This is a genomic window from Microbacterium sp. AC035 (assembly GCF_979258485.1).
The window spans coordinates 2,980,680-3,007,672 of the sequence record NZ_OZ409858.1 but is presented as its reverse complement, the minus strand read 5'-3'; the positions used below and the strand labels follow the sequence as shown (position 1 = coordinate 3,007,672).

The 26,993-nt window shown below is 67.9% G+C and carries 23 protein-coding genes; 11 read left to right on the top strand and 12 right to left on the bottom strand.

Going from position 1 to position 26,993, the window contains the following annotated elements:
* Positions 1–4 precede the first annotated feature (4 nt).
* The 8 genes from ACZ0AA_RS14545 to ACZ0AA_RS14510 all read left to right on the top strand — a co-directional run bounded on the left by ACZ0AA_RS14545 (position 5) and on the right by ACZ0AA_RS14510 (position 7,141).
* Positions 5–763 (top strand): SGNH/GDSL hydrolase family protein, encoded by a 759-nt coding sequence (locus ACZ0AA_RS14545; protein WP_463513346.1) that lies wholly within the window; start codon positions 5–7, stop codon positions 761–763.
* 441 nt (positions 764–1,204) lie between these two features.
* Positions 1,205–1,945, top strand: a complete 741-nt coding sequence (locus tag ACZ0AA_RS14540) for a Type 1 glutamine amidotransferase-like domain-containing protein (RefSeq protein WP_463513345.1) — start codon at positions 1,205–1,207, stop codon at positions 1,943–1,945.
* The gene (locus tag ACZ0AA_RS14535) at positions 1,942–3,297 is read left to right on the top strand and encodes an anaerobic C4-dicarboxylate transporter family protein (RefSeq protein ID WP_463513344.1); all 1,356 of its coding nucleotides are present in this window, start codon (positions 1,942–1,944) and stop codon (positions 3,295–3,297) included. The genes ACZ0AA_RS14540 and ACZ0AA_RS14535 overlap by 4 nt, the downstream gene beginning before the upstream one ends.
* A 17-nt stretch (positions 3,298–3,314) precedes the next feature.
* Positions 3,315–4,631, top strand: a complete 1,317-nt coding sequence (locus tag ACZ0AA_RS14530) for a threonine/serine exporter family protein (RefSeq protein WP_463513343.1) — start codon at positions 3,315–3,317, stop codon at positions 4,629–4,631.
* 228 nt (positions 4,632–4,859) lie between these two features.
* On the top strand, positions 4,860–5,222 hold the full coding sequence (locus tag ACZ0AA_RS14525) for a PadR family transcriptional regulator (RefSeq protein WP_463513342.1): 363 nt from the start codon (positions 4,860–4,862) through the stop codon (positions 5,220–5,222).
* Between the two features lies 1 nt (position 5,223).
* Entirely contained in the window at positions 5,224–5,595 is a 372-nt protein-coding gene (locus ACZ0AA_RS14520) for a DUF1048 domain-containing protein (protein WP_463513341.1), read from the top strand.
* Positions 5,592–6,377, top strand: a complete 786-nt coding sequence (locus ACZ0AA_RS14515; RefSeq protein ID WP_400863114.1) for an ABC transporter ATP-binding protein — start codon at positions 5,592–5,594, stop codon at positions 6,375–6,377. The genes ACZ0AA_RS14520 and ACZ0AA_RS14515 overlap by 4 nt, the downstream gene beginning before the upstream one ends.
* The gene (locus tag ACZ0AA_RS14510) at positions 6,374–7,141 is read left to right on the top strand and encodes an ABC transporter permease (protein WP_463513340.1); all 768 of its coding nucleotides are present in this window, start codon (positions 6,374–6,376) and stop codon (positions 7,139–7,141) included. The genes ACZ0AA_RS14515 and ACZ0AA_RS14510 overlap by 4 nt, the downstream gene beginning before the upstream one ends.
* Before the next feature lie 235 nt (positions 7,142–7,376).
* Here ACZ0AA_RS14510 and ACZ0AA_RS14505 read toward each other — a convergent pair whose 3' ends face one another.
* The 12 genes from ACZ0AA_RS14505 to ACZ0AA_RS14450 all read right to left on the bottom strand — a co-directional run bounded on the left by ACZ0AA_RS14505 (position 7,377) and on the right by ACZ0AA_RS14450 (position 24,166).
* Positions 7,377–8,867: a lipase maturation factor family protein gene (locus ACZ0AA_RS14505; protein ID WP_463513339.1), complete on the bottom strand. Its 1,491-nt coding sequence runs from the start codon at positions 8,865–8,867 to the stop codon at positions 7,377–7,379.
* Between the two features lie 256 nt (positions 8,868–9,123).
* Complete coding sequence (locus tag ACZ0AA_RS14500) at positions 9,124–11,418, bottom strand: GEVED domain-containing protein (RefSeq protein WP_463513338.1); 2,295 nt, start codon at positions 11,416–11,418, stop codon at positions 9,124–9,126.
* Positions 11,419–11,741: 323 nt separating this feature from the next.
* Positions 11,742–12,656 carry a glycine betaine ABC transporter substrate-binding protein gene (locus tag ACZ0AA_RS14495; RefSeq protein WP_463513337.1) on the bottom strand — a complete coding sequence of 305 codons (915 nt, stop codon included), beginning with the start codon at positions 12,654–12,656 and terminating at the stop codon, positions 11,742–11,744.
* An 80-nt stretch (positions 12,657–12,736) separates the two neighbouring features.
* Positions 12,737–13,765, bottom strand: coding sequence for an ABC transporter permease (locus tag ACZ0AA_RS14490; RefSeq protein WP_463513336.1), 1,029 nt, complete (start codon positions 13,763–13,765; stop codon positions 12,737–12,739).
* Positions 13,765–15,069, bottom strand: coding sequence for a quaternary amine ABC transporter ATP-binding protein (locus ACZ0AA_RS14485; protein ID WP_400863124.1), 1,305 nt, complete (start codon positions 15,067–15,069; stop codon positions 13,765–13,767). The genes ACZ0AA_RS14490 and ACZ0AA_RS14485 overlap by 1 nt, the downstream gene beginning before the upstream one ends.
* A 432-nt stretch (positions 15,070–15,501) precedes the next feature.
* On the bottom strand, positions 15,502–16,704 hold the full coding sequence (locus ACZ0AA_RS14480) for a class I SAM-dependent methyltransferase (protein ID WP_463513335.1): 1,203 nt from the start codon (positions 16,702–16,704) through the stop codon (positions 15,502–15,504).
* Positions 16,705–16,816: 112 nt separating this feature from the next.
* Complete coding sequence (locus tag ACZ0AA_RS14475) at positions 16,817–17,797, bottom strand: hypothetical protein (protein WP_463513334.1); 981 nt, start codon at positions 17,795–17,797, stop codon at positions 16,817–16,819.
* An 11-nt stretch (positions 17,798–17,808) separates the two neighbouring features.
* The gene (locus ACZ0AA_RS14470) at positions 17,809–18,597 is read right to left on the bottom strand and encodes a signal peptidase I (RefSeq protein WP_463513333.1); all 789 of its coding nucleotides are present in this window, start codon (positions 18,595–18,597) and stop codon (positions 17,809–17,811) included.
* Between the two features lie 58 nt (positions 18,598–18,655).
* Positions 18,656–19,468, bottom strand: coding sequence for a hypothetical protein (locus ACZ0AA_RS14465; protein ID WP_463513332.1), 813 nt, complete (start codon positions 19,466–19,468; stop codon positions 18,656–18,658).
* 83 nt (positions 19,469–19,551) lie between these two features.
* Positions 19,552–20,541 carry a hypothetical protein gene (locus tag ACZ0AA_RS14460; protein WP_463513331.1) on the bottom strand — a complete coding sequence of 330 codons (990 nt, stop codon included), beginning with the start codon at positions 20,539–20,541 and terminating at the stop codon, positions 19,552–19,554.
* Positions 20,538–21,218: a hypothetical protein gene (locus ACZ0AA_RS14455; RefSeq protein ID WP_463513330.1), complete on the bottom strand. Its 681-nt coding sequence runs from the start codon at positions 21,216–21,218 to the stop codon at positions 20,538–20,540. Before ACZ0AA_RS14455 ends, ACZ0AA_RS14460 begins: the two co-directional genes overlap by 4 nt.
* Positions 21,215–24,166 (bottom strand): hypothetical protein, encoded by a 2,952-nt coding sequence (locus ACZ0AA_RS14450; protein WP_463513329.1) that lies wholly within the window; start codon positions 24,164–24,166, stop codon positions 21,215–21,217. Before ACZ0AA_RS14450 ends, ACZ0AA_RS14455 begins: the two co-directional genes overlap by 4 nt.
* Before the next feature lie 337 nt (positions 24,167–24,503).
* On the opposite strand from ACZ0AA_RS14450, the gene ACZ0AA_RS14445 reads away from it, so the two are divergent.
* From ACZ0AA_RS14445 to ACZ0AA_RS14435, 3 genes are read left to right on the top strand one after another with little or no spacing between them, the layout of a single operon-like run.
* On the top strand, positions 24,504–25,160 hold the full coding sequence (locus ACZ0AA_RS14445; RefSeq protein WP_463513328.1) for a TetR/AcrR family transcriptional regulator: 657 nt from the start codon (positions 24,504–24,506) through the stop codon (positions 25,158–25,160).
* A complete protein-coding gene (locus ACZ0AA_RS14440) occupies positions 25,157–26,188 on the top strand; it encodes an ABC transporter ATP-binding protein (protein ID WP_463513327.1) in 1,032 nt (343 codons plus the stop codon). The genes ACZ0AA_RS14445 and ACZ0AA_RS14440 overlap by 4 nt, the downstream gene beginning before the upstream one ends.
* Positions 26,185–26,985, top strand: coding sequence for an ABC transporter permease subunit (locus tag ACZ0AA_RS14435; RefSeq protein ID WP_400863140.1), 801 nt, complete (start codon positions 26,185–26,187; stop codon positions 26,983–26,985). The genes ACZ0AA_RS14440 and ACZ0AA_RS14435 overlap by 4 nt, the downstream gene beginning before the upstream one ends.
* Positions 26,986–26,993 lie beyond the last annotated feature (8 nt).

Genomic DNA, 26,993 nt, shown 5'->3' with positions numbered 1-26,993 from the left:
GGACGTGCCGAACGCCGAATCCCCCGCATCCGCCGCATCCGCCGCATCCGCCGCATCCGCCGCATCCGACCTCAGCCGCCTCGCGGCGTCCCTCGTCGGACCGGAGCCGTTGAACTGGGTCATCACCGGAGATTCGATCACCCACGGACTCGTCCACACGCAGGGTGGCCGCAGCTATCCCGAGCATCTGCACGAACTGATCCGCGGCGAGCTCGGGCGCACCCGCGACGCCGTGATCAACACAGCGATCAGCGGGCACCGCCTCACCGACATCCTCGGCGACTGGGATCGTCGCGTCGCGTCGTGGCGGCCCGACATCGTCACCCTCATGATCGGCACGAACGACATGGCGACCGGCCCAGGCCAGGTCACCGTCGCGCCTTCGGACTTCGCCGCTTCGCTGCGCGAGTTCGTCACGCGCGCACGGGCGGCGGGCGCGATCGTCGTGCTGCAGACACCGCCGTCGATCGACGTCCCGAATGCGCCGGGCCGCGAGCGGATCGTCGAGTTCGCGGATGCCGTGCGCGAGGTCGCCGCCTCGGAAGACGTGATCCTCGTCGATCAGCACGCGCGGTTCACCGAGCTCGGCAACGGCGGAGTGCCGTGGGGGATGATGAACGACCCGTTCCATCCGAACGCCGCGGGTCACGCCGCCCTGGCCCTCGAACTCGCGAACACCCTCGACATCTGCCCGCAGCCCGACCGCGACCGGACGCTCCCCCTGCTCGAGGCGCGGGTGATGGCGGCGCGCCTGAACGGCTAACCGCCCGCATCCCCCGCCCCGCCCCGCCCCGCCCCGGCCCCGGCCCGCGCGGCGTCCGTCGCCGCTGCCCGCCCGTCGGCCGCCGCCGCCGCCATGCGGGGCCAGTTCCGCACCGCACAGCAAGGTTTCCGATGCGGAAGTGACCCCGCATCCGCTAGGAGATGCGGAAGTGGCCCCGCATCCGCTGGGAGATGCGGAAGTGACCCCGCGTCGCCGAGCCCCCATGCGGGGCCAGTTCCGCACCGCGCAGCAAGGTTTCCGATGCGAAGGTGACCCCGCATCCGCTGGGAGGTGCGGAAGTGACCCCGCGCGGCCGGGGGCGGAGCGCCGCGCGGCAGACGCGCATCGGCGCACTCGCCCTGACCGGGTGAGGTCGTCGCCCGACTGGCCGGGAACGCCAATACCCTGGGCGCATTCGCACACGACAGCGGGGGTGGCGGCATGTCTCACGTGGTGGCAACGGGCGCAGGCAAGGCGATGATGGAGCGTCGGAACGACCCGACGCACGACTACATCCTCGGGCTCACACGCAAGAAGAGGCCTCGAGTGCTGTTCGTCGGCACCGCGACGGGCGATGACGCGGCATACATCGTGAGCTTCTATTCGACATACGACTCCGACCGCTGCGCACCGCATCACCTTCCCCTCTTCCACCGGTCGGTCGACGACCTCGCCGGATTCGTGAAGGGCTTCGACGTCATCCACGTCGGCGGCGGCAATACCGCGAACATGCTCGACGTGTGGAAGCGTCAGGGACTCGACGACATCATGCGCGAGATGTGGGAGGATCCCGCGTCGAACGTCGTGTTCACCGGCGGCAGCGCCGGGGGCATCTGCTGGTTCGAGGGCGGCACCACCGACAGCTACGGACCCACGCTGCAGGTGCTGCCCGAAGGACTCGGGTTCCTGCACGGCAGCTTCTGCCCGCACTACGACGCCGAGGATCAGCGCCGGCCGCTGTTCCACGCATCCCTGCTCAGCGGCGAGCTCGCCACCGGATACGCGGTCGGCAACCTGCAGTCGCTGCACTTCGAGAACTCCGACTTCGTCACCGCGATCAGTCCTGTCGAGAACCCGCTCGCGCTGCGTGTCGAGGCCATCGGCGGCAAGATCGTCGAGACCGAGCTCGCGACCGAGATCCTCACCGGCTCCGGCCCCATCACGAAGGGGCCGTCGACATGAACGACAACGTATGGATCCTCGTCGCCCAGCTGATCGTCGTCATCCTCGCGATCTACATGGGCACCCGCACGAGCGGGATCGGCCTCGGCGTCTGGGGGCTCGTCGGCGTCGCCGTGCTCATCTTCGTCTTCGGGGAAGCCCCGGGCAACGCCCCGGTGGATGCTGTCTTCATCGTCATCACGGTGATCACCGCCGCATCCACCATGCAGGCCGCCGGCGGAATCGACTGGATGGTGTCGGTCGCCGCCAAGGTGATCAGGCGCAAGCCGAAGTCCGTGGTGTTCCTCGCCCCGGCCATGTCGTTCCTCTTCACGGTCGGCGCCGGCACCGGCAACATCTTCTACCCGCTGCTCCCCGTGATCTACGACGTGTCGTACCAGCAGAAGATCCGCCCCGAACGAGCGCTCTCGGTCTCGGCCGTCGCGTCGCAGGTCGGCATCCTCTGCTCCCCCGTCTCGGCAGCGACCGCGTCGATGGTCGTGCTGCTCGCGCCTCAGGGCGTCGACCTCGGCGGACTGCTGCTGATCATGTGGCCCGCGTCGATCGCGGGGCTCTTCGTCGCGGCGCTCGTCATGATGCGGCACGGCAAGGATCTCGAAGACGACCCCGAGTTCCAGCGCCGCCTCGAGAGCCACCAGATCCAGCCGCCGACGGTCGACGCCCACGACAGCAAGCTGCCGCGCACCGCGGTGCTGTCCGCCACACTCTTTCTGATCGGTGTGGGCGTCATCGTGCTGTTCGGCCTCTTCGAGGGGCTGCGCCCGGTGATCGGCACGGATGACGCGGGCGACCCGGTGCGCCTGAGCGTGACCGTGATCATCGAGGTCGTGATGGGCATCATCGCTGCTCTCATCTTCGTGTTCTGCAAGGTCAAGGCCGCCGACGTCCCCAAGCAGCCGACGTTCCCCGCCGGTATCGTCGGTGCGATCGCCCTGTTCGGCATCGCCTGGCTCGCCAACACGTTCGTCGCGGCGAACCAGACGCTCATCGTCGACGGACTCGGGTCGGTGGTCTCGGGATCGTCCGCGTTCCTCGGCGCGCTGCTGTTCGCCCTCGCATTGTTCGCGGTCGCGATGCTGACGACGAGTCAATCGAGCGCGACCAACGCGATCGTCCCGATCGGCATCACGATCGGACTGCCCGCTCCGCTACTCGTCGGGCTCTGGCCGTCGACCATGGGCATCTACACGCTGCCCGCCAACGGCAGTCAGGTGGCCACCGTCGCGTTCGACCAGACCGGCACGACGAAGATGGGCAAGTTCGTCTTCGACCACTCGTTCCAGCTGCCGAACCTCGTCTACATCGGGGTCGCGATCGTCGTCGGCGTGACGCTCTCGTTCCTGTTCTCGTGACGTGAGGGCCCGCTGACATGCCGGATGCCCTCGACCGTTCGGCCCTGCGCCAGTTCCTTCTCGGACTCGCGCAGGGCATGAACGCCTCGGCCGAATCGGTCGACCGCATCCGCGACACGATGACCGAGGTCGTCGAGGCCTACGGCGGCGACGACACCGACTTCGTCGTGCTGCCGACGATCATCCTGGTCGAGACCGGCGATGACGAGGAGTCGCGAGTGGCGATCAGATCGGCGACGAACGCGTCGTTCCGATTCGACCAGATCGCGGCGCTGTACGAGCTGATCGCGCAGGCGCGCAACGCCTCGGTGCCGCCGCTCGACGGCATCCGACGCCTGAACGAGATCGGCGCGATGCGCCCCCGTCTCGGCTGGGTCACCCGCACGTTCGGGCATGCCGTGCTGACGACCGGACTCGCGCTGCTGCTCGCTCCGACCTGGCAGGGCGCGATCGTCGCGTTCGTGCTGGGTGCGGGTATCGGACTGCTCAAGCTCGTGCGGTCTCCCACGCTGCAGCTCGTGATGCCGATCGCCGCGGCGTTCGGCTGCGCCGCTGCCGTGTTCCTGCTCGCCGAGGTGATCGAGATCGGCGATCCCATCCGCCTGCTCATCGCCCCGCTGGTCACCTTCCTGCCCGGGGGTGTGCTGACCACGGCGACCGTCGAGCTCGCCGCAGGGCAGATGATCTCGGGAGCCTCACGTCTGGTCTACGGTTTCGTGCAGCTCGCGCTACTGGCGTTCGGCATCCTCGCAGCCGGCACGGTCGTCGGGGTCGAGTCGCGCACGTACGAGCCGCTCGAGGCGGCATCGTTCCTGCCGTGGTGGGTCGCGCTGATCGGCATCCTCGTCTTCGCTCTCGGCAACTACCTGCATTTCTCGGCGCCCGCCTCGACGTTCGGCTGGGTGCTGCTCGCCCTGATCGTCGCCTACATCGGGCAGTGGGCCGGCACGGCGTTGCTCGGCGCGACCGTGGGCGGATTCGTCGGAGCGGTCGCGATGGCGCTCGTCGTGTTCTGGATCGCCTCGCTGCGCCACGGGGCTCCGGTGCAGATCACCTTCCTGCCCGCGTTCTGGCTGCTCGTGCCCGGGGCCGCCGGGCTGGTCGGACTGACCGAGGCCGTCGCCACCGACAGCGGACTCGCGGATTTCATGGAAGCCCTGCTCTCGATCATGTCGATCGCGCTCGGCGTGCTCATCGGCACAGCGCTGTACCGGGTGGTGCATCACGGGGCGGAGGAGATCGTGCAGTTCGCGGTGGCACCGCCGACGGTGGCCGCTGATGCGCCGCGGCGGTTCTTCGATCGCCTGCTGCCCTGGCGGCGCGCTCGCGACTGAGCCGGGCTCGGTCGTCCGGCCGCCATAACTCCGGAACTGTCCCCAGGTTCGACCGGGATCGCCCCCGAATCGCCACGCCTGCCGACTTCCTCCGGAGTCATGGCAATCGACCGTGCCCGCCCTCCGAGAAAACTTAGTATTCGGTGTTGCTAAGTACCGGTACTCAGTGTTACTTTGTACCGGTACCCAGCAACACTGAGTACCGCAACCGAACGAAAGGAGGTTCTCATGGGCAAGCAGATGACCGAGATGCTCAAGGGCACCCTGGAGGGCATCGTCCTGACCCTTCTCGCCGAGCAGCCGGCCTACGGGTACGAGATCACCACCCGCGTGCGTGACCACGGATTCACCGACATCGCCGAGGGCACGATCTACGCCCTGCTCGTGCGCGTCGAGCAGAAGAAGCTCGTCGACGTCGAGAAGGTGCCCAGCGAGAAGGGGCCGCCCCGCAAGGTGTACTCCCTCAACCCTGCCGGCACGCAGGAGCTCGAGGAGTTCTGGAAGACCTGGAGCTTCCTCACGCAGCGCATCGACAGCCTGCGCACCGAGGACACGAACACGAAAATCGACACGAACATCAAGGAGAACTGACATGGCCGCCAAGTGGATCGAAGCGCTCACCGGATCGCTCGAGCAGAAGAAGCAGTACCGCGATGCCAAGAAGCGCATCGACGCCCTCCCCGAGCCGTATCGCACGGTCGCCAACGCCCAGCACCGCTACACGATGTACTACGGGGGCATCACCGACGGCGACATCCTCGTGCAGATCTTCCTCGATCTCGCCGATCTGTGGGAGCGCGCCGCCATCGACGGCACCCCGATCGACGACATCGTCGGCGACGACGCCGTCTCGTTCGCCGAGACCTACGCCGAGGCGTACGGCGGAACCCACTGGATCGACAAGGAGCGCGCCCGCCTCAACAAGGCGGTCGACGACGCGAAGAAGAAGGAGACACGATCATGACCGGCGCCGCCATCTCCGTGCGCGGCCTGGAGAAGTCCTACAAGGATCTCCACGTGCTGCGCGGCGTCGACTTCGACGTCGAGAAGGGATCGATCTTCGCCCTCCTCGGCTCGAACGGCGCAGGCAAGACAACAGTGGTGCGCATCCTCTCGACGCTGCTGAAGTCGGATGCCGGCGCGGCCGTCGTGCAGGGAGTCGACGTCTCGGCCGACCCGCTCGCGGTGCGGCGGATCATCAGCCTCACGGGTCAGTTCGCGGCCGTCGACGAGATCCTGACCGGTCGCGAGAACCTCGTGCTGGTCGCGAAGCTGCGGCACCTGCCCGATGCCGCGAAGGTGGCGGACGACCTGCTCACGAGGTTCCGCCTGACGGATGCCGGTGCACGCAAGGTCGGCACCTACTCGGGCGGCATGCGCCGTCGCCTCGACATCGCCATGAGCCTGGTCGGACACCCCGAGGTCATCTACCTCGACGAGCCGACCACGGGCCTCGACCCCGAAGCCCGCATCGAGGTGTGGAACGTCATCAAGGAGCTGGCGAACACCGGCACCACGGTGCTCCTCACCACCCAGTACCTCGACGAGGCCGAGCAGCTGGCCGATCGCATCGCGATCCTCCACGAGGGCCGGATCATCGCCAACGGCACCCTCGCAGACCTCAAGCGCCTGCTGCCTGCGGCCAAGGTCGAGTACGTCGAGAAGCAGCCCACCCTCGAGGAGATCTTCCTCACTCTCGTCGGCACCACCTCGTCGACCGAACCCGGAAAGGAGAACGCCGCATGAGCACGCACTTCGTCGCTGACACCGCGACACTCACCGGCCGCTCGATGCGGCACATCTTCCGCAGCGCCGACACCATCATCACCACGGCGGTCACCCCGATCGCGCTGATGCTGCTGTTCGTGTACGTCTTCGGCGGAGCCATCAAGCTGAGCATCGGCGCCGAGAACTACGTGAACTACCTGCTCCCGGGCATCCTGCTGATCGCGGTGGCATCCGGCATCGCCTACACGGCGTACCGCCTGTTCAACGACCTGCAGAGCGGGATCTTCGAGCGCTTCCACTCCATGCCGATCGCACGATCGAGTGTGCTGTGGGCACATGTGCTCACCTCGATGGTCTCGAACGCCATCACGTTGGCGATCATCTTCGCCGTCGGGTTCGTGATGGGATTCCGCACCGGGGCAGGCCCTCTGGCATGGCTCGCCGTGATCGGCATCCTGCTGCTGTTCACCCTGGCACTGACATGGCTGGCGATCATCGCAGGTCTCAGCGCCAAGACGCTCGACGGCGCCACCGCGTTCTCGTACCCGCTGATCTTCCTGCCGTTCATCAGCTCGGCATTCGTGCCGACCGAGACCATGCCTGGCCCGGTGCGGTGGTTCGCCGAGAATCAGCCGGTCACGTCGATCGTCGACACCATGCAGGCGCTGTTCGCCGAGAAGCCGGTCGGCACGGACATCTGGGTCGCCCTCGCCTGGTGCGTCGGCATCCTGATCGTCGCGTACGTGTTCGCGATCACCGCGTACCGCAAGAAGGTCAGTTGACCGTTTGCAGTGAGACGGAACGCTCCGTCCGGGCCCCGCGCCCGGCCGGGGCGTTTCGCCGCGCTCGGCGTCGGCTGGCCCGGCTTCGACTTGTGTAGGGCTCCTGACTTCGACACTGCGCCTCGGGAGGAGGACTGCGCGTGGGGAGGAGGATCCTGCCCTGAGGCTCCTCCCGAAGGGCGGTTCTCCTCCCTAACCGGGTGGGGTGGTCCACCTCTTACCCGGCGCGCGCGACCTACCGAAGCCCGAGCGGACCGAGCACCACGGCCTGCCGGGTACGCACCCAGACCACACCGTCGGCACGCCGCTCGGCGCGGGTCGCGAAGCGGTAGCGGTAAGACACGGCACGCACCCACCGCGGCGGTTCGCCGTCGAACGGGTCGCTCCGCAGCAGCGCCAGCGTCGGAGCATCCGCCTCGAGCAGTCGCAGCAGGAACACCGTGAACCAGTCGTCGAGAGAGCGCCCGAGCGGCAGGAACCACATCAGCCAGTCGAGTCGCAGGTGATACGGCGCGAACTGCCGAGGGATGCGGCGCACGTCGCCCGGCTTGCCCTTGAACTCGTACTCGCGCCACAGCAGGCCGTCATCGTCGACCGACCCCTCGACGATGATCTCGACCCGGTGCTTCGTGACCGTGCCGAAGGCCCCGTAGGCGTTGGCGAGCTGCCAGCGGTTGAAGCTCGCATTCATCAGCTGACGTCGCGCGAACAGGTTGCGCAGTGCGGGCCAGCTCAGCGCCACGACGAGCAGACCGACGGCCGTGGTGATCACGAACCAGTACAGCGGGATGCCGGGCCAGAGGGATGCTGCGACATCCGTCTGTCCACCACCCCGAGCCCCGATGCCCGGCATCCCGACGCCCGGAATCCCGATCGCCGAGAACGCGATCACGATCGTCACCCAGTTCAGCCAGGCGAAGTTGCCCGTGGCGACCAGCCATATCTGAGTCGCGATCATGATCGCCGCAGCCGCGGTTCCGACGAGCTGCGGCACCGGCCCGGGGATCCACACCGACAGGATCGGCGCGAACACGAAGAACGGCACCACGAGCTGGGCGAAGTGGTTGCCGACGACCTCACCGCGGTGGAACCACCGTGGCAGCAGATGCGCCTGACGACTGAAGGGACCCGGCATCGGCTGCGTCTCATGGTGGAACATCAGGGCCGTGAGGTCGCGCCATTCCTGTCCGCCGCGGATCTTGATCATCCCGGCGCCGAACTCGACCCGGAACAGCAGCCACCAGAACAGCACGATCACGACGGTCGGCGGCGGCTGCTCGTTCGAACCGAGGAACGCAGCCAGGAACCCCGCCTCGAGCAGCAGCATCTCCCAGCCGAACGAATAGAACGTCTGACCGATGCTCACCACCGACATGTACCCGAGCCACAGTGCGAGGAAGCACAGCATCGGCACCCACGGCGGACCCCACTGCGGGATGCCGATCACGAGCAGCACCGACACGGCGATACCCGCCCCACACAGAATCGTGAGGCGCTGATCGGAGTAACGGATGCGGGTGAAGAGCGTCGGATGCAGCATCCGCCGTCGCTCGCTCTGCTCGCCTATCCAGTCGAGCAGCACGGGCGCCGGCAGCAGCCCGTGCTCGCCGAGGAGCGCCCGGAACTGATTCAGGGTCGAGATGAACGCAACGAGGTACAGCGCCGCGATGCCCCGCTGGAGGACCTCGCGGGCGAACCCGAAGTCGACCGCCGCGAACCCGTCCACGCGCACAGGTTACGCCCGGGACCGCGCCGCGCAGGAGGGGGTTGCGGGAGAGGCACCCTGCACGTGTCGACTCGCTGCGCGCCCTCGAGGCCCGTCGGCGAGACCCGAACGCCGCGAGGGGCGGCGAACACCCCGATGGGCGGAGGATCTTCGGGTGACCCTCCGCCCATCGGGGAGAACTCCTCCCGACAGGGCGACGCAGCCCGCAGACCTCAGCCCGCAGACCTCAGCCCGCAGTCCGCAGCCCGCAGCCCGGTCAGCTGACCGTGCCGAGCGCCTCGGCGCGGCGGCCTCGCCGTGCACGACGGATCTCGAGCCCGACCATGCCAGCGAGAGCGAGTCCGATCAGCAGACCACCGGCGAGGGTGAAGCCCTGGGAACCGGTTCCTCCGGCGGCCGGCAGCTCGAAGGCGGGCACGTCGCGCACCGACACCGTGCTCCCTTCGAGGGTCACCTGCGGGCTCGACTGCCCGTCGGCGATCGACAGCGCACCGGCTGCCGACACGACGATCTTCACCGGATCCGCGAGGAGCGAGAACCCTTCCGGCGCCTTCGTCTCCTCCAGCCAGTAGGTGCCCGGACGCAGGCCGGCGGCGGTGAAGACTCCGACCTCGGCTCCGGCGATCAGTCCCGGGGTCACCGGAGCGCCCGGGCTTCCCGCCGCGTCGGCGAGCAGACGGAAGCCCGATCCGTCCATCCGCACCCAATCCCCGTTGACGTCTTCGCCGAGCTTCTCGACGATGATCGAGGCGAGCACCTCGCGCGTGGTCGCATGAGCAGGGTCGGTGTCGGTGATGCGCACCCCTCCCGATGCCGGCTGGCCTGAGGCGGTCGCCGTGTTCTTGTGCAGCACACCGCCGGCCGTCGGCGCGGGCATGGTCGCGGTGAACACCGCCGTCTCGCCAGGGTCGAGAGTGCCGTCCCACGCGCCGACGGGGAGGATCGACGCCGCCGCGATGACATCATCCGCGAGCTGCACAGCGGTCAGCACGACGTTTCCGGTGTTCTTCACGCGGAACTCGAAGGTGAGCGCCGACCCGGCATCGACGGCGACGCCCGGAGCCGTGTTCGCGTCGTCGCCGTTCACGAGCTTGACGACCTCGATGGCGGGTGCCGCCGCAGCGAGGTTCAGGATGTAGTCCTCGACCTCGCCCGACTGGGAGATGCCCCGAGGGTCGGCGACCTCCGACGCGGTGAAGGAGGTGCGCAGACGCAGGTAGGTGTCTCCGACGACGGCGGTTCCAGGCACCGTCCACGCGAGGTTCACCGAGGTCGCACCGGCGAGGAAGGCCGCCTGCACCCGCTCGGTCGCATCGAACGCGCCGTTCTTGTTGAAGTCGATCCACCCGGCGACTGTTCCCGCAGACGTGGTGCCTGACAGCGGGATCGGCAACGAGTACGCGGTGCCGCGGATCGCGCGCGGGGCACGGATGCCGTCGCCGATCGCGTCATCCGTGTCGAGCGATGCGGTCGCGCTGGCGTTCGGCGAGAGCGTCGGCTTGGCCGTCGCGTCGGCATCCGAGGTGATTCCCGCACCCAGGCGCAGAGGACCCTGCACGTGCACGGCGGCCTGGGCGGCGTCGTAGCTGCTCGGGGCGTCGCCCATGTCCTCGTGCAGACGGATGGACAGCCGGAAGAGATCGGCGAGTCTCGTCCCGAGGTCGGCGACGTTGTATCCGCTGGCCCACCCGTCGGTGACCGGAGCCCGCTGGATGTGCGTGCCGAGGCTCAGCGTGACCGTCTGGAACGTGCCCTTCAGCGCGACCGAGCCGCACCCGGCGAGCGATGTGCTGGTCATGGTGCGGCCACCCAGCTCGGCGGCGTCGGGAAGAATCGTGTCGCATCGCGAGCTGCTCGTCTTGACGACCGTGGTGAGGGTCGTCGGGGTGGTCTGGAAGTTCTGCGCGCCCGCGAACTGCGAGAACGTCACACCCGGGGTGACGATGCCGAGCTGCATGACGATCCATCCGGCAGCCGTGCGGTCACCCTCGGCGTTGGTCCTGACGGTGAGGCCGTTGCCGGTGATGATGTTGCAGAAGGTCTCGCTCGAGTTCCGCCTCTCCGAGCACTGCGCGTAGCCACCGAGCCCCGAGATGTCGAGGATCGGATCGGTGACGGGGCGGTTGAAGGCGACGGTGAGCGTGCCGTTGCCCGGGCAGTATCCCGTGTAGTCGAGATTGCCGCACATGCCGGCGTAGGCCTCGAGTCCGACGGTCGGGGTGTTCGCCGGATCCAGACCGGGAGCGAACATCGCCGGCGTCGCACCGTAACCGGAGTGCGGGGTCGTGGTCAGGAACTGCACACCCGCGGTTCCATACTGCGTGGTCGAGGGATTGAGGGTCAGCGTCGCCGTGACCCCGCCCCGGTAGTTCATAGTCGCGGAGGTCGCGGTGCGGGTCGTGCTCACCGCATCCTCGATCGCCTCTGCCGGGTCCTGCGTCATCGGGAGTCCTCCTGCCAGCAGGATCACGCCGATCAGCGCCACGCCGAGGAGCGTTCGGAGGCGGCGTCGCCGCGGTACGGGGGCGGATGCCGGTGCTGGTGCAGTCATCAGGTCCTCAATCACAGGGGACATCTCCGCGGGAGATCCCGATCCGTCCGACGGACCGGTGGGCGCAGCTTTCAGCCCCGGCGAAGCATGTCTGGAGTGTCGTCGATCTTTCGACGGCACTCACAAGACGGGGGTTCCGACTGTTCGTGACGGGTGGATCGAGGCGCTGTTTCGGTACATCAATACCCCGGATGACGGCTGTCCGTCGCATCGCCCCATGGGGCGGAGAACACAGCGATGGGCGGAGGATCCGTGACAGATCCTCCGCCCATCCGGGTGGAGTCCGCCCGACGCAGGGGCGGAATCAGTTCAGCGCTGTCAGGTCAGCTGACGACCCAGTCGAAGTCGTCGCCGTGCTCCTCGAGCCATGCGTCGACAGCATCCGCTTCCTTGCCCTCGCCGTACTCGTTCACGACGAGGTCTTCGAGCGAGCCGTACTGCTCGTCGTCGAGCTTGATCTGCTCGATCAGCTCAGCGGCCTCGGGGAACTCCTCGGCGAAGCCCTTCGTGCCCAGGAAGTGCAGAGCCTCGGACTCACCCATGGCGCCCTTGGGGTCTTCGAGATCCTTCAGCGGGAAGGCGTCGTTGGCCCAGAACGGACGCCACAGCGTCACGACGATGTCCTCCTGCTTGTCGGTCGCGGACTTCAGCTCGGTGAGCATCGCCGCCGTCGACGAGGTGACGAGCTCGTACTCGCTGTCGAGGCCGTACTCGGGCATCATCTTCTGGGTCTGCGCGGTGAGACCGGCGCCCGGCTCGATGCCGAAGATCTTGCCGTCGAACTCGGCGCCCTTGCCCGCGAGGTCCTCGATCGAGTTCAGCTCGGAGTACTCCGGAACCGCGATGGTCAGCTTCGCGTTGTCGTAGTACGCGCCGAGGTCTTCGATGTCGTCGCCGTAGGTGTTCATGTACTCGGCGTGCGTCAGCTCGGGCCAGGCCGACGGGTAGATGTCGACGTCGCCCTGGGCGAGACCGGTGTACAGCGGGCCCGCCTCGGTCAGCGTCTTCATCTCGACGTTGTAGCCGATCTTCTCGAGCTGGTCCTGCAGCAGGTACGCGGTGCTCAGGCCGTCGGTCCACGAGGGCAGGAACCCGAGGGTGATCGTGCCCTTGTCGCCCGAACCGGAGTCGCCTCCGCCGGTGCCTCCGCCGGTGCCTCCCATGCCGTCGCCGCTGCAGCCGGCGAGGGTCAGTGTCGCTGCGGCGCCGATGGCCGCGATCGTCAGGATCTTCTTCATGTGTATCTCTCTCGTTCCGTATATATGTGCTGTGTTGCTGTGTACTGCTGTGTTGCGTGTTCTCTTGCGGGAGGGATGAGTCAGTGCACGCCGCCGCCGACGGCGGTGCGGCGCGGGGAGGCCTTCAGGCGCTCGGCCTCGTCCTCGGCCTCCTTCGCATCGACCGCCTCGGCCGATGCAGATGCAGGTGCGGATGCAGGGGAGTCCGACGCTGCGGATGCCGCGGCGAGACGCTGCCGCGTGCGACGACGCGCCAGCATCCCGAGCAGCGACGAGCGGTTGCTGCCCAGGTCGCCGAGCGCTGCCGTGACGCGGTCGAGGAAGACGGCGATGAGCACGACGCCCAGACCCGCCTCGACGCCCTTGGCGATGTTGATGGTGGAGATCGCCTCGACGACGATCTTTCCGAGGCCGTCAGCGCCGGCCATGCCGGCGATGACGGCCATCGACAGGGCGAGCATGATGACCTGGTTGACGCCGGCGAGGATCGTCGGCATCGCGAGCGGAAGCTGGATGCCGCGCAGGATCTGCCCCGGCTTCGCGCCGAACGCCTGACCCGCCTCGACGGTCTCGGAGTCGACACCGCGGATGCCGAGCTCGGTCAGTCGCACGCCCGGAGGCAGCGCGAAGATCACGGTCGCGACGAGTCCGGGGACGACGCCGATGCTGAAGAACACGATCGCCGGGATCAGGTAGACGAACGCGGGCATGGTCTGCATGAAGTCGAGCACGGGCTTGAGCACCGCACGCACCGTGGCGTTGCGGGCCGACCAGATGCCCAGCGGCACCGCGATGAGCACCGCGATCGCCGCCGCGACGAGCACGAGGGCGAGCGTCTGCATCGCAGGGACCCACAGGCCCATGGCCACGATGAGGCCGAACGAGACGACCGTGCCGATCGCGAGCTGCCACGACCGGACGAGCCAGGCGATGAGCGCGGCGATCACGATGATGACCACGAAATGCGGGCTCAGCAGGGCGCGGGTGAGCCCGTCGACCAGGAAGCTGACGACGAACGAGATGACGTCGAGCAGGCCGTCGAGGTTCGTCTTGATCCAGTCGACTCCTGTTGCGACCCAGCTGCCGAGGGGAATGCGGAAACCATCCATCAGCGCACCTCCTCTGTCGTTGCGGCGGCCGGCTGCGGGTCAGCCGTCCATCCGTCGTCGAGCACTGCGTCGATCTCGGCCTGCGGCATCGGAAGAAGCGGCAGGGTGAGCTCGCCCGTAGCTCCGGGGCCGGGGCCGAGGGCTGCGAGCAGGGTGATGCGGGGGATCACGCCGGTCAGGCGCCCCGCGGCATCCACCACCGCCAACGGCAGCGGCGACTCCACCGACGGGATGAAGAGGTTCATGAGGACCTCGTCCTCGCTGACGCTCTGTGGAACCGGCTTGATGATCGACTCGAGCGTCGACACACCCTGACGCACGAGCTTGACGGCATCTCGGTCGGTGACGATCCCGAGCAGCTTGCGGTCGCGGCCCGTGACGTACGTGGCCGACATGAAGGCGTCGCGCATCTGGCGGAGCGCCGTGCGAGGCCCGGCGGTCTCGGCGACGACCGGACGCGGACGCTCCATGACGTTCGCGGCCGTGAGCACCCGGGCGCGGTCGACATCCTGCACGAACTGCTCGACGTAGTCGTTGGCAGGATCCATGAGGATGTCCTCAGGCGTGCCGATCTGCACGATGCGGCCGTCGCGCATCACTGCGATGCGGTCGCCGAGGAACATGGCCTCGTTGAGATCGTGGGTGATGAAGACGATCGTCTTCTGCAGCTTCTCCTGGAGTTCGAGCAGCTGCTCCTGCATCTCTCGGCGGATCAGCGGGTCGAGGGCGCTGAACGCCTCGTCCATGAGCAGGATGTCGGAGTCGGCGGCGAGCGCGCGGGCGATGCCCACACGCTGCTGCATCCCGCCCGACAGCTCGGAGGGGAGCTTGTCGGCCTGGCCCTCGAGTCCCACGAGCGAGAGGATCTCCTCCGCCTTCTTCAGCCGCTCGTCCTTGCCCACGCCCTTGAGCTCGAGCGGGTAGGCGACGTTCGCGGCGACCGTGCGGTGCGGCAGCAGTGCGAAGTGCTGGAACACCATCGAGATGCGGTCGCGGCGGATCTCGCGCAGACGCGACGAGGGGATGCCCGTGATGGGGTCGCCGTTCACGACGACGGATCCGTCGGTCGCGTCGTGCAGCCCGTTGAGCATGCGGATGATGGTGGATTTGCCGGAGCCCGAGAGGCCCATGATCACGAAGATCTCGCCCCGGTTCACGGTGAAACTGGCGTCGATGACGGCGGCGGTTCCTGCGTCGCCGACCTCGGATCTGCTCTCACCGGCCTTCAGTCGACGGACGGCACTGCTCGGATTCTTCCCAAACACCTTGTACAGATTGCGCGCTTCAAGAGCGATTTCGGACACGTTTCCCCTGCGGCTCGCCTTCGGGGGCTGAGCCTGCTTCGGTTACGCCCGGGTGATCCTCCCGGCCGTTTCGACATGGTGCTGTGGCGGCGCGGACGGCGGATTTCGGATCCACCGCGATAGAGCATCGACCGTACGTCCACGCCTCTTCGCAGCACAGCACATTCGAAAGAAGGACGTGATCGCGGACTGGTCTTCGGGCCGTCAGGCCCACCAACCAACGTAACGAAATGGCCGGTCAGGGGCAAATCCGCCATTTCTTCGGGTGTTCAGTTTCGGTGGCTGACCGGGGGATTGCGCGGGTTTCGGCCACGCGACGCGCCGGGGTCTGGCCCGCGTTTTCGGGCGGCCGTTCGCGCCTGCGTCGGCCCCATTCCGAGTGTGTGGCCGCGGGAAGCGCGTATGGCCGAACGAGGCGCAGGAGGAGACGGATCAGCGGCGGATGCTGCGCGTCACCGTGAACTTCGGAGTGCGCTCGAGCTGTTCGGTGGCACCCACGAGCCGGGTGAGTTCGGCGCGATATCCGAGCGAGGAGTTGTAGACGGTGAAGAGTTCGCCACCGGGGCGGAGGATGCGGGCCGCGGCCTCGAACAGACGTGTCGCGGCCCCTGTGTGGACGCTGCTGCCGAGGTGGAACGGCGGGTTGAGGAGCACGACGTCGGCGCTGGCGTCGGCGAGCTCGGAACCGGCGTCGTCGTGCATGACGACGACGCGATCGTCGACGCCGTTCGCTGCCATGGTGGCGCGGGCCGAGGCCACCGCCGCGGCCGACCGGTCGGTGGCGATGACGCCGGAATCGGGGTGCGCGAGGGCGTACGACGCGGCGAGCGCGCCGGTTCCGCAGCCCAGATCGACGACGACCGGGGCCGGGCTCGGCTGTTCGCCGTCCACAACTCCGGAAGAACGTGCGGCATCGGGCCGATTCGGGGCCTTTTCGACCGATCCGGGTGCGTTCTTCCGAAGTTGCGGATCCCCGAGCCCGAGCACCTCGAGCAGAACCCGGGTGCCGATGTCGAGTTTCGGCCCCGCGAAGGCCCCGCCGTGCGCGACCAGCACGAGCCCGTCGTGCCGCTCGGTCACCGGGAACGGCGGCTTCTCTGGCACCGTCCTGGGCTCGGAGGCCACGACCAGGCGCGACTTCCGCTCGGCGCGCTGGGCCTGCACATGGGAGAAGCTGCGCCCGAGCACCTCGTTCTGCGCGATGGTCATGTGCTTCACTCGGCCGCCGGCGACGAGCACGGCCTCCGCGGCGGCCCAGCGTGCCACGGCGTCGGCGATCTCTTCGAGTTCGGCGAGCGCCTTCGGCAGCTGCACCAGCACGAGCCGCGCGCCGTCGAGCAGAGTCGCATCGAGCTCGTGGCCAGAGAAGCCGACGAGGCCGAGCTCGTCGGCGTTGCGGTCCAGCGCTCGGCGCCCGGTCGCGAGGTCCTGATGCACGCGGAGGCCGTCGAGGCCGGCATCGGTCAGCGCCAGGGTGATCGCTCCGTACTCGTCGCCGATCACCGCGATCTCACGCCCCGCCACGTCGAGCGCGAGAGCGCGCTCGACGAGCAGCAGATCGGTCGCGTCGTGGGCCTGCAGGTTGTCGGCCTCGACATCGGGCCAGCGCCGCAGGCGGCTATAGGGGAAGTCCACCCCTCCAGACTAGAAGCGTCCGAGACGGAGCGTCCGAGACGGCGAACCAGAACGGGGGATGGCAGGCTCAGGGCCGCCCTCGTTCGGCGGACCGTCGCGAACCGTCTTCGCCCTAGGCCGACAGGGCGAGGGCGGTGCGAAGGGGCGCGGGTGCGCATCCGATGCACAGCGTCTCTCGCTCGCCGGATGCGGTGCGCCGAGCGACCCAGGGTGCGCCTCGTCCGATCGCGTCATCGCATCCGTCGCAATGGCGACGGCGGGCTGCCAGCAGGAGCAGCCCTGCGGCAGCGATGCCGAGAGCGAGAGCGACGAGCGCCGCGGTGATGGCCGCGCTGCCGCCCGTCGCCGCCAGGATCGGGGGTGTCGTGCTCGTGTCGCCCTCGAGCTGCACGACGATGTCGAAAAGCAGCTCGGTCGACTCCGCATCCGCGCTCCTCTGGGTGGCCAGAGATGCCGGCACGTCGAATCCGACCGTCACGGGAACATCCGCATCGCGCGGAACCTGCACCTGCACGAGTTCGGGACGTCCGCCGTCGAGGGCGAGCAGATCGGAGAACGGCGCAGAGCCCGTCACACCGGCGATGTCCCAGAAGAGCGTGACGTGGTCGCCGAGTGCTGGGTTGGCAGCCAGGGTGGGCACGGTCTCTGCCAGCACGAGGCCGACGGCCATGACGCCGTCGGATGGGCCGTCGTTACGCACTCGGAGGGTGCGGGAGACGTGATCCCCTGGCGATACCAGGCGTTCGCCCACGAAGCTCGCCTGAGCAGTGGCGTATTCGGACCCTCGCCAGTTCAGGTGAACCGTATGCCCGTCCCACCGGCCCGAGACCAGGTCCGCCCGGGTGGCGGGGCTCGATGTGATGTCGGCGGCTCCCGTCGCGTGAGTCTCAGCCCCGGCAGCTCCGCGGGGAGATTCCTCCGCCGGAGGGCGGGTCCCGAAGACGGTGGCGCTGGCGGGGGCCATGGACAACCCCAGCGCTATCAGGACGGACAGCACGAGGGCGATGGCGCCCAGTGATCGCGCGCCGCGTGCCAGGCGCGATGGCTGCTTCAGAGAGCAGCTGTCGCCGGAGACGTCGATGTAGGCACTCATGGGTGTTCCTCTCACAGAGACGGTGAAACGGGTGCGGTTGAGTGAAATTTCTGTTCCAGAAGCGCGACCTCGCGCTCACGAAGAGCGAGTTCTCGCTCCCGCAGGTCCAGTTCTCGTGCTCGGAGCGACGCGTCAGCGTCGGCCCCGCGGTTTCCCTCAGGAGACGGCGAAGCCGTATCCGGTGCGGTCAGTGCCCCCGCGATGGCGCGAACGCGCGTTCGCGGACGTGCCCGATCGAGTGCGTAGACGCCCACCGCCACGAGGGCGAATATCGAGAACACGAGGATCTTGTTGTCGTCGACCCAGCTCCGCGCCCAGCCCACGGCGGGAATGCCGTACATGAACACGCCACGCACCTGCTCGGGCGAGACGGGCTCGTCGGGGGCTGAGTTGGCGTCGCCCTGCAGGATGAGCCGACAGGAAGTACCGTCCTCGTAGTCGCCGACGGTCTTCGCGATGACGCGGTGGGTGATGAGTGCCGGGTCGTCCGGGGTGGGATGGTAGGTCACGATGTCGCCGATCGAGACGTCGTCGCAGACCTCCTCCTGAGCGATCCCTCGTACTGCGACGACGTCGCCGGGGCCGAGGCCGGGTTCCATCGAACCGGTGAGCACGGTCAGGCTGTCTCCCCCGAGAATGCGGGGGATGAGGAACAGGGTCGCGATGACGACGATGATGACGCCAGCTGCGATCGCCCCCAGGACGGCACCGAGTGCCTGCCAGAGCGAGCCGGGCACCCGCGCCAGACGGAGTCCGGCACCCGGCCGGGTGCGGGGAGATCTGATTCGGTTGCGAGGCACTGTCTTCTCCTTGAAGTGGGGCACCCGCTGACGCGGGTGCCCCACTGCTTTGACCTGCTTACTTGAACTGCGAGCCCGTGTCGCGGACCTGGTCGAGCTGCAGCTTCAGCTCGGCGAGGGTGTCGACGGTCAGGGCGTCCTGGCGGGTGCCCGTGGCTGCGGCGGTCTGATCCGAGTAGCTGCCGTCCGCCGCAAGGGTGTCCTTGCCGGCGTCGCCGGCTGTGCTGTCGAACGTGCCGTAGAGGACCACGGTGACGTCCTCGGACGTATCCGTCATCTGGAAGACGGTCGACTCCGCAGCGCCGCCTGCGGTGGCGACCATGGCAACGCCGTCGTCGACGCCGTCAGCCTGACCGGTTGCCGGTGCAGACAGGTAGAACAGGCTGCTGTCCGCGGGGACCGCGGTCTCGGAGACGAGCAGTGCGCCCTGGTTGTAGACCTCGTAAGACCAGGTCATGGATGCGTTGCCGTCGATCATGGCGTCCAGACCGGCGACCGAGAGCTTGCCGACGAGGTTGTCGCCCTCGAGCGTGACATCCGCGGAGAACGCCGCGGCGACCTTGTCACCCGGAACGGCGCGCCAGGATGCGTCGTCGATCAGGTGGCCGAGCTGAGTGCCGTCGGTGCCCGGGAGGGTGTCGGTCGCGTCGGATCGGTCGGCGGACACGTCGTAGAACGAGGTGTCCGCGGTCTGGACGAGGTTGAGGTCACCGCCCGTGATCTCGCCGCCGGCGAAGACGTCATCGGCGCTCCAGAGCGCGAACGTCGAGCCCCCCGCAAGGAGCGCGACCGCGCCCAGCCCGACCCACACCAGTCCGCGGCGACGCTTGCGCTCCTCCGTGACAACGATGGTTGTTGCGTGGTTGTCCATGTTTCTCTTTCTGCTTGTAGCCCCTCTACAAGGGACTGGTTCACCCGACGCCCAGCTAGTCGTCGAGGTCTGTGCCGAACGTGCTACTCGTTCGAAGCTGTGGGCGCGAAACGGTCGCTGGGCTGCGTCACTCCCGCGTTGCGATTCGTCACCGCGGGGTCGAGGACGATGGTGATGTCCGGCTCGTTGTTCGGGTCCGGGTAGATCCCCGCACTCCAGACGTCCACGTCCCGCGGGCGTGTCTGGTCCTCCGCGAGGCCGCTGGCTTCCACCTCATTGATGTAGGTGCCCAGCAGCGGCAACGACGGCGGGAAGCTGACAGACGTGCTCCACGTGTCCAGAGCCTCGTAGACCTTGCCGTCCTCGGCGATCCCCTGCGCGTAGGCATCATTGACATAACTGCCATCGGGCGCGTTGATGAAGGCCATCGCCGCACACCAGGTCTGACTCGATCCGCCGCTCGTTCCGGCGCCCGGTGCCTGGAGCTCATGCGCCCGAGCATCGAACACCAGGACGTTCTTGCGCAGTTCCCCTTCGGCCGTCTCGGGAGTCGCTGGCACGTCTGCACAGCCGCCGCCGGCGTCAGCGGGATACACCTTGAGGGTCGAGTACCGAAGAAGGGTGTTCTCTTCCCCGACCCCGGTGCTCAAGTCGTGGACCGAGCCGTCGCCTGCCACCTGCGAGGTGACGGACACGTCGTAGACGAGGCCGGTGATGCCGTCCGCCCGTCCGGTGGCATCGAACGTCCAGATGATCGGCGCGGCGTCAGGCCCCGTCTGCCCGAGAACCTCAGCCATCGACGATCCCGGCAGGGTGAGTTCGACGGGGGCGCCGTCCTCGCTGTGGACGAGATCTGCCGACCCGTCCGTCGGAGCCGCCGCGAAGGCGACCCGGCCGAGGTCGAACGCAGGGATGCTGACGGAGTCATCCATCGCCCACAGGGCGTGTGCCGCCGGAACAGTGGAGGCGGCAAGTGCCCCCAGAGCGAGTCCACCGATCACGGCCTTCGCGTACGCTCGACCGCGGTCGCGCCTGCGCAGCCCTTTCGCCATGCGGTCGCTCTTGCGGCTCACGGGTTGCCTCCCTCGACGAAGCCGGATCCTTCGCGAAGCTGCTCGAGCGAGATGACGATGTTCCCGGCTGCCCACTGGTCGGGTGCGTCGTCGACGGATCCGCCATCGGCCCAGTCGTAGTCGCCGAGGATCTCTGCAGAGATGACGACCTTCCAGTCCTCGGTCACCCCTTCGTCTGTGCCGGTCAGACCGCCCACCGCGAGAGTCGTGCCGAAGCGGGCGGTGCCGGTTTCAGGGGCGACCTGAACGCCGTCCGCGTCCTCGATGTGGAACGACAGCGCGATCAGTCCGTCCTCGACTGCCTGGGCCGCACTCCCGGTCGCATAGTCCACCGAGAGCCCCCCGGCGATGTTGTCCCCCTGGAGGTACGACTCGACGTTCTGGGTGATCGTGATGAGGTCTCCGGGCATCAGGGCGAAGTCCGCCGGCGTTCCGGTGAGCGGGCGCTGCTCGGAATCGCGGATTCCCGGAGTGATCTGGCTCCAGGTGGTCTCCATCGAGACCAGCCTCAGGTTTCCACCGGTGATGTCTCCCGCGTCGGCCGAAGTGCTGGCAGACCACAGAGCATAGGTTCCGCCTGCCGATGCGCCGGCGATGAGCAGCCCGACCAGGAGCGGGGCTGTGACCCCCAGGCCCGGTCGCCCGAGACCCCGCTTGCGTCGTTCACGCGTGGTCACGGGGTCTCACCCGACTCGGAGCTCGGGCCGTCTGCCGTGGTGTCCACGGGGATGAGGGAGACGCAGGAGAACAGTTTCTCGGAGTCACCGCTGTCGAGCGACGCGACCGTACCGATGACTCCGCCCTTGCCGAGTCGCTCGTCAGAGTCGATGACCTCGACATCGCGGAGGACCGTGAGCCAGTCGTCTGCGGAGGTGTTGCTGACGGTGTACACGAAGCACACGGCCTGACCGTCTGTGAGACGGCTGTCACGCGGAGCGGGCGTACCCGTGGCCTCGATCTGCTGAGCCGAGGAGGGATCGCCGACAGTGATGTACGCGCGCTTCACGATGTTGATGATCGGGTCGGTTGAGTAGAGGTACGGGTTCACGTCCGGCACGAGAAGACCGTCGTAATTGCTGTCCCCGGTCACGACGGTCGCCGCGATCGTGGTCTTCGTGCCTGCCGGAGCGTCTCCTGCAGCGGCGGTCACGACAACGGCAGCCGACTGAGTCTCCCCGCCGTCGATCACCGGCGATGCGGTGCTCAACGACAGCTTCGGCGTCCCCTCGGGCTGATCGACGCTCGTCGGGAACTTCAGCTGCTCGGTCGGAACGGGTGCACCGCCCGCCAGCATGTAGGTGAACTTCTTGCCCCGCCCGTCACCGGTCACCAGCGTGAACCTGTTCGGCTGAGCGGTGATGGGGTTCACGAACGTCACGACGTTGTCGGTGGCGCGCTCGCTCCCGGTCGCGGCTGCCGTGATGTTCACCAGTCCCGTGGGGATGGCGACAGTGCCCGCACCGATGGTCACGGTCACCTGCGCGGTGTCGTCGACGCGCACCACCACATCGAACTGGGTGCCCGAGCTTCCGGCGATCTCCGAGACCGAGACGATACGCGGGTTGAGCTTGTCGGCGTCGATGGTGCTGATGCCTGCTGCGACACCGTCGAGTCCCTCGGACGTCGCTCGCTTCGCCTCGACGACGAAGTCATCGCCGGCGACCGTCGACGTGTCGAGCTGCATCGACGAGGTGAGCGTGAAGTGCAGGTCGCGGGCGTGCGTCTCCTCATTCTGAGTGGTGGCCTGCGCGATCGTGAGCATGGGACGGCAGTTGCCGTCGATGACTGCGACTCGCGAGTACTGCGACGACGACGATGTGGAGCCCGAGAGGGGTTCGATCGTCTGCACCCGCAGTCCTCCCGTCACCGCTCCGGAGATGGGGTGGACGGGGCCGACGCCGCTGTTCGTCTCGAGTCGCTCGTCACCGGGCATGGGCAGAGCGACCTGCAGCGTCCGGCGCTCATCGGCGTCGACGTCGTAGCGGCCGATATAGACCTCCGCGTCGTTGCCCTGGGTCCAATAGACGTCGAGCTCGACGGGCACTCCGGGATAACGCCCTGCGGTGTTGTCTGCCGTGTTGGCTGCGTCGGCGGGCGGGGCCACTTCGAGGGGCACCGTGCACTCGGTCGCGGTGATCGGAGTGGCCTGGACGTTCGCGCTGCTGCGGGCGATCGGCCACCACGTGTTCAGCTTCGCGTTCGCGGACGCGTTCACGTTGCTGACGAGGGTCGCCGCGACAGAGCCGTTGCCCGCGAACTCCTCGAGGACGGTGTTTGTCTGGCTTCCGGACCGCGGTCCGAACGTGTTGCGGGCGATCTCGACGACGCCCGTCTGCAGCATCCGGATGCCGGAACGGGAAGCGCTGGTCGAGAATCCGTCGAAGTGGTTGTCCACGATGGAGACGCGCGAGTCGGCGAGGTTCGTGGCGGAATCGGTCGGCTCGAGACCGTCCCAGTAGACGGCCTGGGTGTTCATGGTTCCCGTTGCGAGGAACTCGTTGTCGGCGATCTTGCCGCCGGTGCCGATGCGCTTGTCGGTGGGGAGCATGATCGCTGCCGCGTTGTCCTGCACATCGCCGTTGCCCGACATGCCCGTGAAGTCGTTGCCGACGATCTCGAAACTGTCGAGGTTTGCGTAGGCCAGGTCGACCACCGCCTGACGAGCGCGGTAGTAGGGGGCGGAGAACGTGTTGCCGCTGACCTTCAGCGTGCCGACGGTGGCGTACCGGAGGTCGAGGCCGCGAGCGTCCGAGGCGGATGAGCGGTTGATGTTCGGCGCGACGTTGTCGGTGAACTCGAGCTCCGTGATGTGCTGCTCATAGGCCTCGACCGGCGTCGAGGTGCATCCCGCTGCCGTGCTTCCGTTGCACGCACCGGAAGCGTCGCCTGCGAGATAGGTGTTGCCGGTGACGGTGAGCCCCTTGACGGGGAATGACGCACTGGTCCCCTCGACCACGCCCCAGTTCCACTCCCTCTCGCTGGAGGCGAAGCCGCTGATCGTGGAGTTCGAGACCGTGATCTCCTCAGCTCCCCCGCGCACGACGAAGAAGCGCTCGGGGTAATAGGTGACAGTGCGCACGTCGAGGTCGTCGAGGGTGACCCGCTTGGCCTTCGGCCCGATGTAGAAGGAGGTCTCCCCCGCCCAGACATCGTCGACGGCGCGGATGGTGATGTCAGGCCCGTTGAGGTGGAACGGAGCGACGGCGATATCTCCTGCCCCGGCAGGGTGGACGGTGATCCTGTGCTCCAGGTCGATGGTGACCGGAGCGGTCACCTCGTACACCGCACCGCTGCTGTCACCACTCGCGTCACCGGCTACCGCGCCGTTGGCTCCGGAGAGGGCCGTGGTCCTCATCCGGGTCGCTGTGCTGATCGCGATGTTGCCACCTGCGAAGTCGGGGTCGACCCCGATGGCCACCTCACCGGGGGCGGCGTTGAGGGCATTGGATTCTTCGATGGCCGCGCGCAGTGTGCACGTTCCGACGGTGGACTCGCAGATGCCGTCTGTGAGGGAGCCTGCAGCACTCTGAAGACCCAGGGAGTCGACCGACAGCTGGGTCGCCGCCTGGGCCATGTTCGCGATGGCGATCGGTGTGAGCAGTCCCGCTGCGATGGCGAGCGTCACGCCTAGAGCGGTGGCCTTGCGGCGGCGTCCGCTATCGGTTCTACGAGTTCGCATTTCAAAGTTCCCCTACTGCGCAGGAGCGCGGCGATGTCCAGGAGTGGCTGACGCATCTATGACATCTCCGAGCGGCGAGGGGCACACCGGGTTCGAGCGATCATGAGTGGTGCACGATCGGAAGTTGGGTACTCGTGGGGGCATCCCTGAGTGACGTACGCGTCACGCGGGTGGAGAAACCGCCGGTCGACCGATATTTCGCAGAGCTCTTCGTGACGGTCCGAGCCCTTCCCGGACATCGGCGCCCTTGACAGAGACTGAACACGCGTTTAGTCTGCTGTACATGCGTTCAGCTTCGGATGATCTCACCGCTCGGGCACGGATCCGCGACACCGCCATCGCCGCCTTCGCCCGTGATGGGTACGACGCCTCGAGCCTGCGTGCGATCGCCAGGGAGGCCGGCGTCAGCCCGGCGCTGATCGTGCACCACTTCGGCGACAAGAACGCCCTGCGCACGGCATGCGACGACTACGTGGTCAGCGTCTTCACCGACGAGGAGCACGAGCTCATCGCTGCGCCGACCGGCGACCGCATCCGCACAGCCCTGCACGATCTCGAGCGCTACGGCCCCTACATCGACTACCTCTCCCGCATGCTCGTCGACGGCTCACCCGCCGCCGACCGGCTGTTCGACAGCTTCCTCGCCAATACGCGGCAGGTGCTCGACGAGCAGCGCACCGCGGGCATGCTCGAGCCGATGAGCGATCCCGAGATGACGACGCTGCTGCTGACGCTGATCGGTCTCGGACCCGTCGTGATGCGCGCCCAGATCGCGCGCACCCTCGGAATGGACCAGCTGAGCCCGGCCGGGCTGCTGCGCACCACCCTGCCGACACTCGAACTGCTCACGCACGGCATCTATTCGACGACCGCACTGCTCGACGGCGCGCGCGACGCACTCGCGGCCGAGGGGAATGCCCCGAGAGGAGACGCATCATGACCGACACCATCGAGATCGACCGTCTGCACAAGCGCTACGGCAGTCGCATCGCGCTGCATGAGCTCGAACTGCACGTGCGCCCAGGCACGGTCTTCGGGCTCATAGGTTCCAACGGCGCCGGCAAGACGACCACGCTCCGCACGCTCGTCGACGTCATCCGCCCGTCATCCGGCTCGGTGCGCGTCCTCGGTGAAGACCCGCGACACGGCGGCGCGGCACTGAGGCGGCGCATCGGATATGTGCCGGGGGAACTGCACCTCGAAGGGCGATCGAGCGGACACCGGATGCTGACGTTCTACGCCCAGGTCTCAGGCAGCCACGACTCCGCGGCCACGTTGCAGACCGGCCGCGAGCTCGCCGACCGCCTCGGCGTCGACCTCTCGCGCCCCGTCCGCACACTGTCGAAGGGGAACAAGCAGAAGGTCGGGCTCATCCAGGCGTTCATGCACCGACCGGAGCTGCTGATCCTCGACGAGCCCACCAGCGGCCTCGACCCCCTCGTGCAGCGCGAGTTCCTGCAGATGGTGCGCGAGGCGAAGGATGCGGGGCAGACCGTGCTGCTCAGCTCGCACGTTCTCAGCGAGATCCAGCAGACGGCCGACGAGGTCGCGGTGCTCGCGAACGGACGGGTCGTCGCCGACGGCGACGTCGCCTCGCTGCGCCTGGGCTCGATCCGCCGGGTGCGTGCCGAGCTGGCTGCGACGGATGCCGCGGCGGCCCGTGCCGCCTTCGATCGAGTCCCCGGCCTCAGCGGCATCGACGCGAGGGATGCCGCCGGCATCCTGCAGCTGTCCGGCACGATCGACGGCGCCATCGATCCGTTCATCAAGGCGCTCGCCCCGTTCGAGGTGCGCGACCTGACGGTCGAGGAGCCCGACCTCGAAGAGTCGGTGCTGCGGTTGTACGGAGACCCGGCGGCGCGTGCAGCGTCGGCTCAGCCACAGGGCGAGGTCGGCCGCGGCGCTGCCGAGGCCGACGCCCAGCTGCCGACGAGACGCTCGATCCGCGACGGGGAGGCGGAGCGATGAACGGCATCCTGCCGGTGTTCCGGCGCAACCTGCGCGAATCGTGGCGGAGCCTTCTCGGGTGGACGGTCGGCCTCGCCGCCGTACTGTTCCTCTACCTGCCGCTGTATCCGAGCATCGGGGGCAACGGGCAGATGCAGGACATCATCGACGCCCTTCCGAAGCAGCTCGTCGAGACCATCGGGTACGACCAGATCTCCAGCGGCGCCGGGTACACCCAGAGCACGTTCTACGGGCTGATGGGCTTTCTGCTGCTCACGATCGCCGCGGTGATCTGGGGGTCCGCGGCGATCGCCGGCGCGGAGGAGAGCGGACGCGCCGAACTCGACCTCGCGCACGGCATCGGCCGCGGTCAGTACGCACTCGAGTCCGCTCTGGCCGTGCTCGTCAGGCTGCTGTGGCTCGGCACCTTCGCGGGCATCGTCGTCTGGGGCCTGAACGACCCCTCCGAGCTGGGCCTCGAGGGCTGGCGCATCGTCGGAGCCAGCGCGGCGCTCACCGGACTCGCGTTCCTCACGGCATCCGCCGCTCTGCTCGCCGGCGCAGCGACGGGTCGCCGCATCTGGGCCACCGGTGTCGGTGCGGGAATCGCCGTCGTCGGGTACATCCTGCAGGCACTCGCCAAGCAGTCGAAGGACCTCGACTGGCTGAACGCTCTCTCCCCCTACGCGTGGGTCTACCGGCAGTCGCCGCTCGCCGAGGGCGTGGATCCCGGCGGACTGGCCCTGACCTGGGGCCTCGCGATCGCGTTCGTCGTGGGGTCGGCCCTCGCGCTCCGCGCCCGCGACCTCCGCGGCTGAGGTTCGCG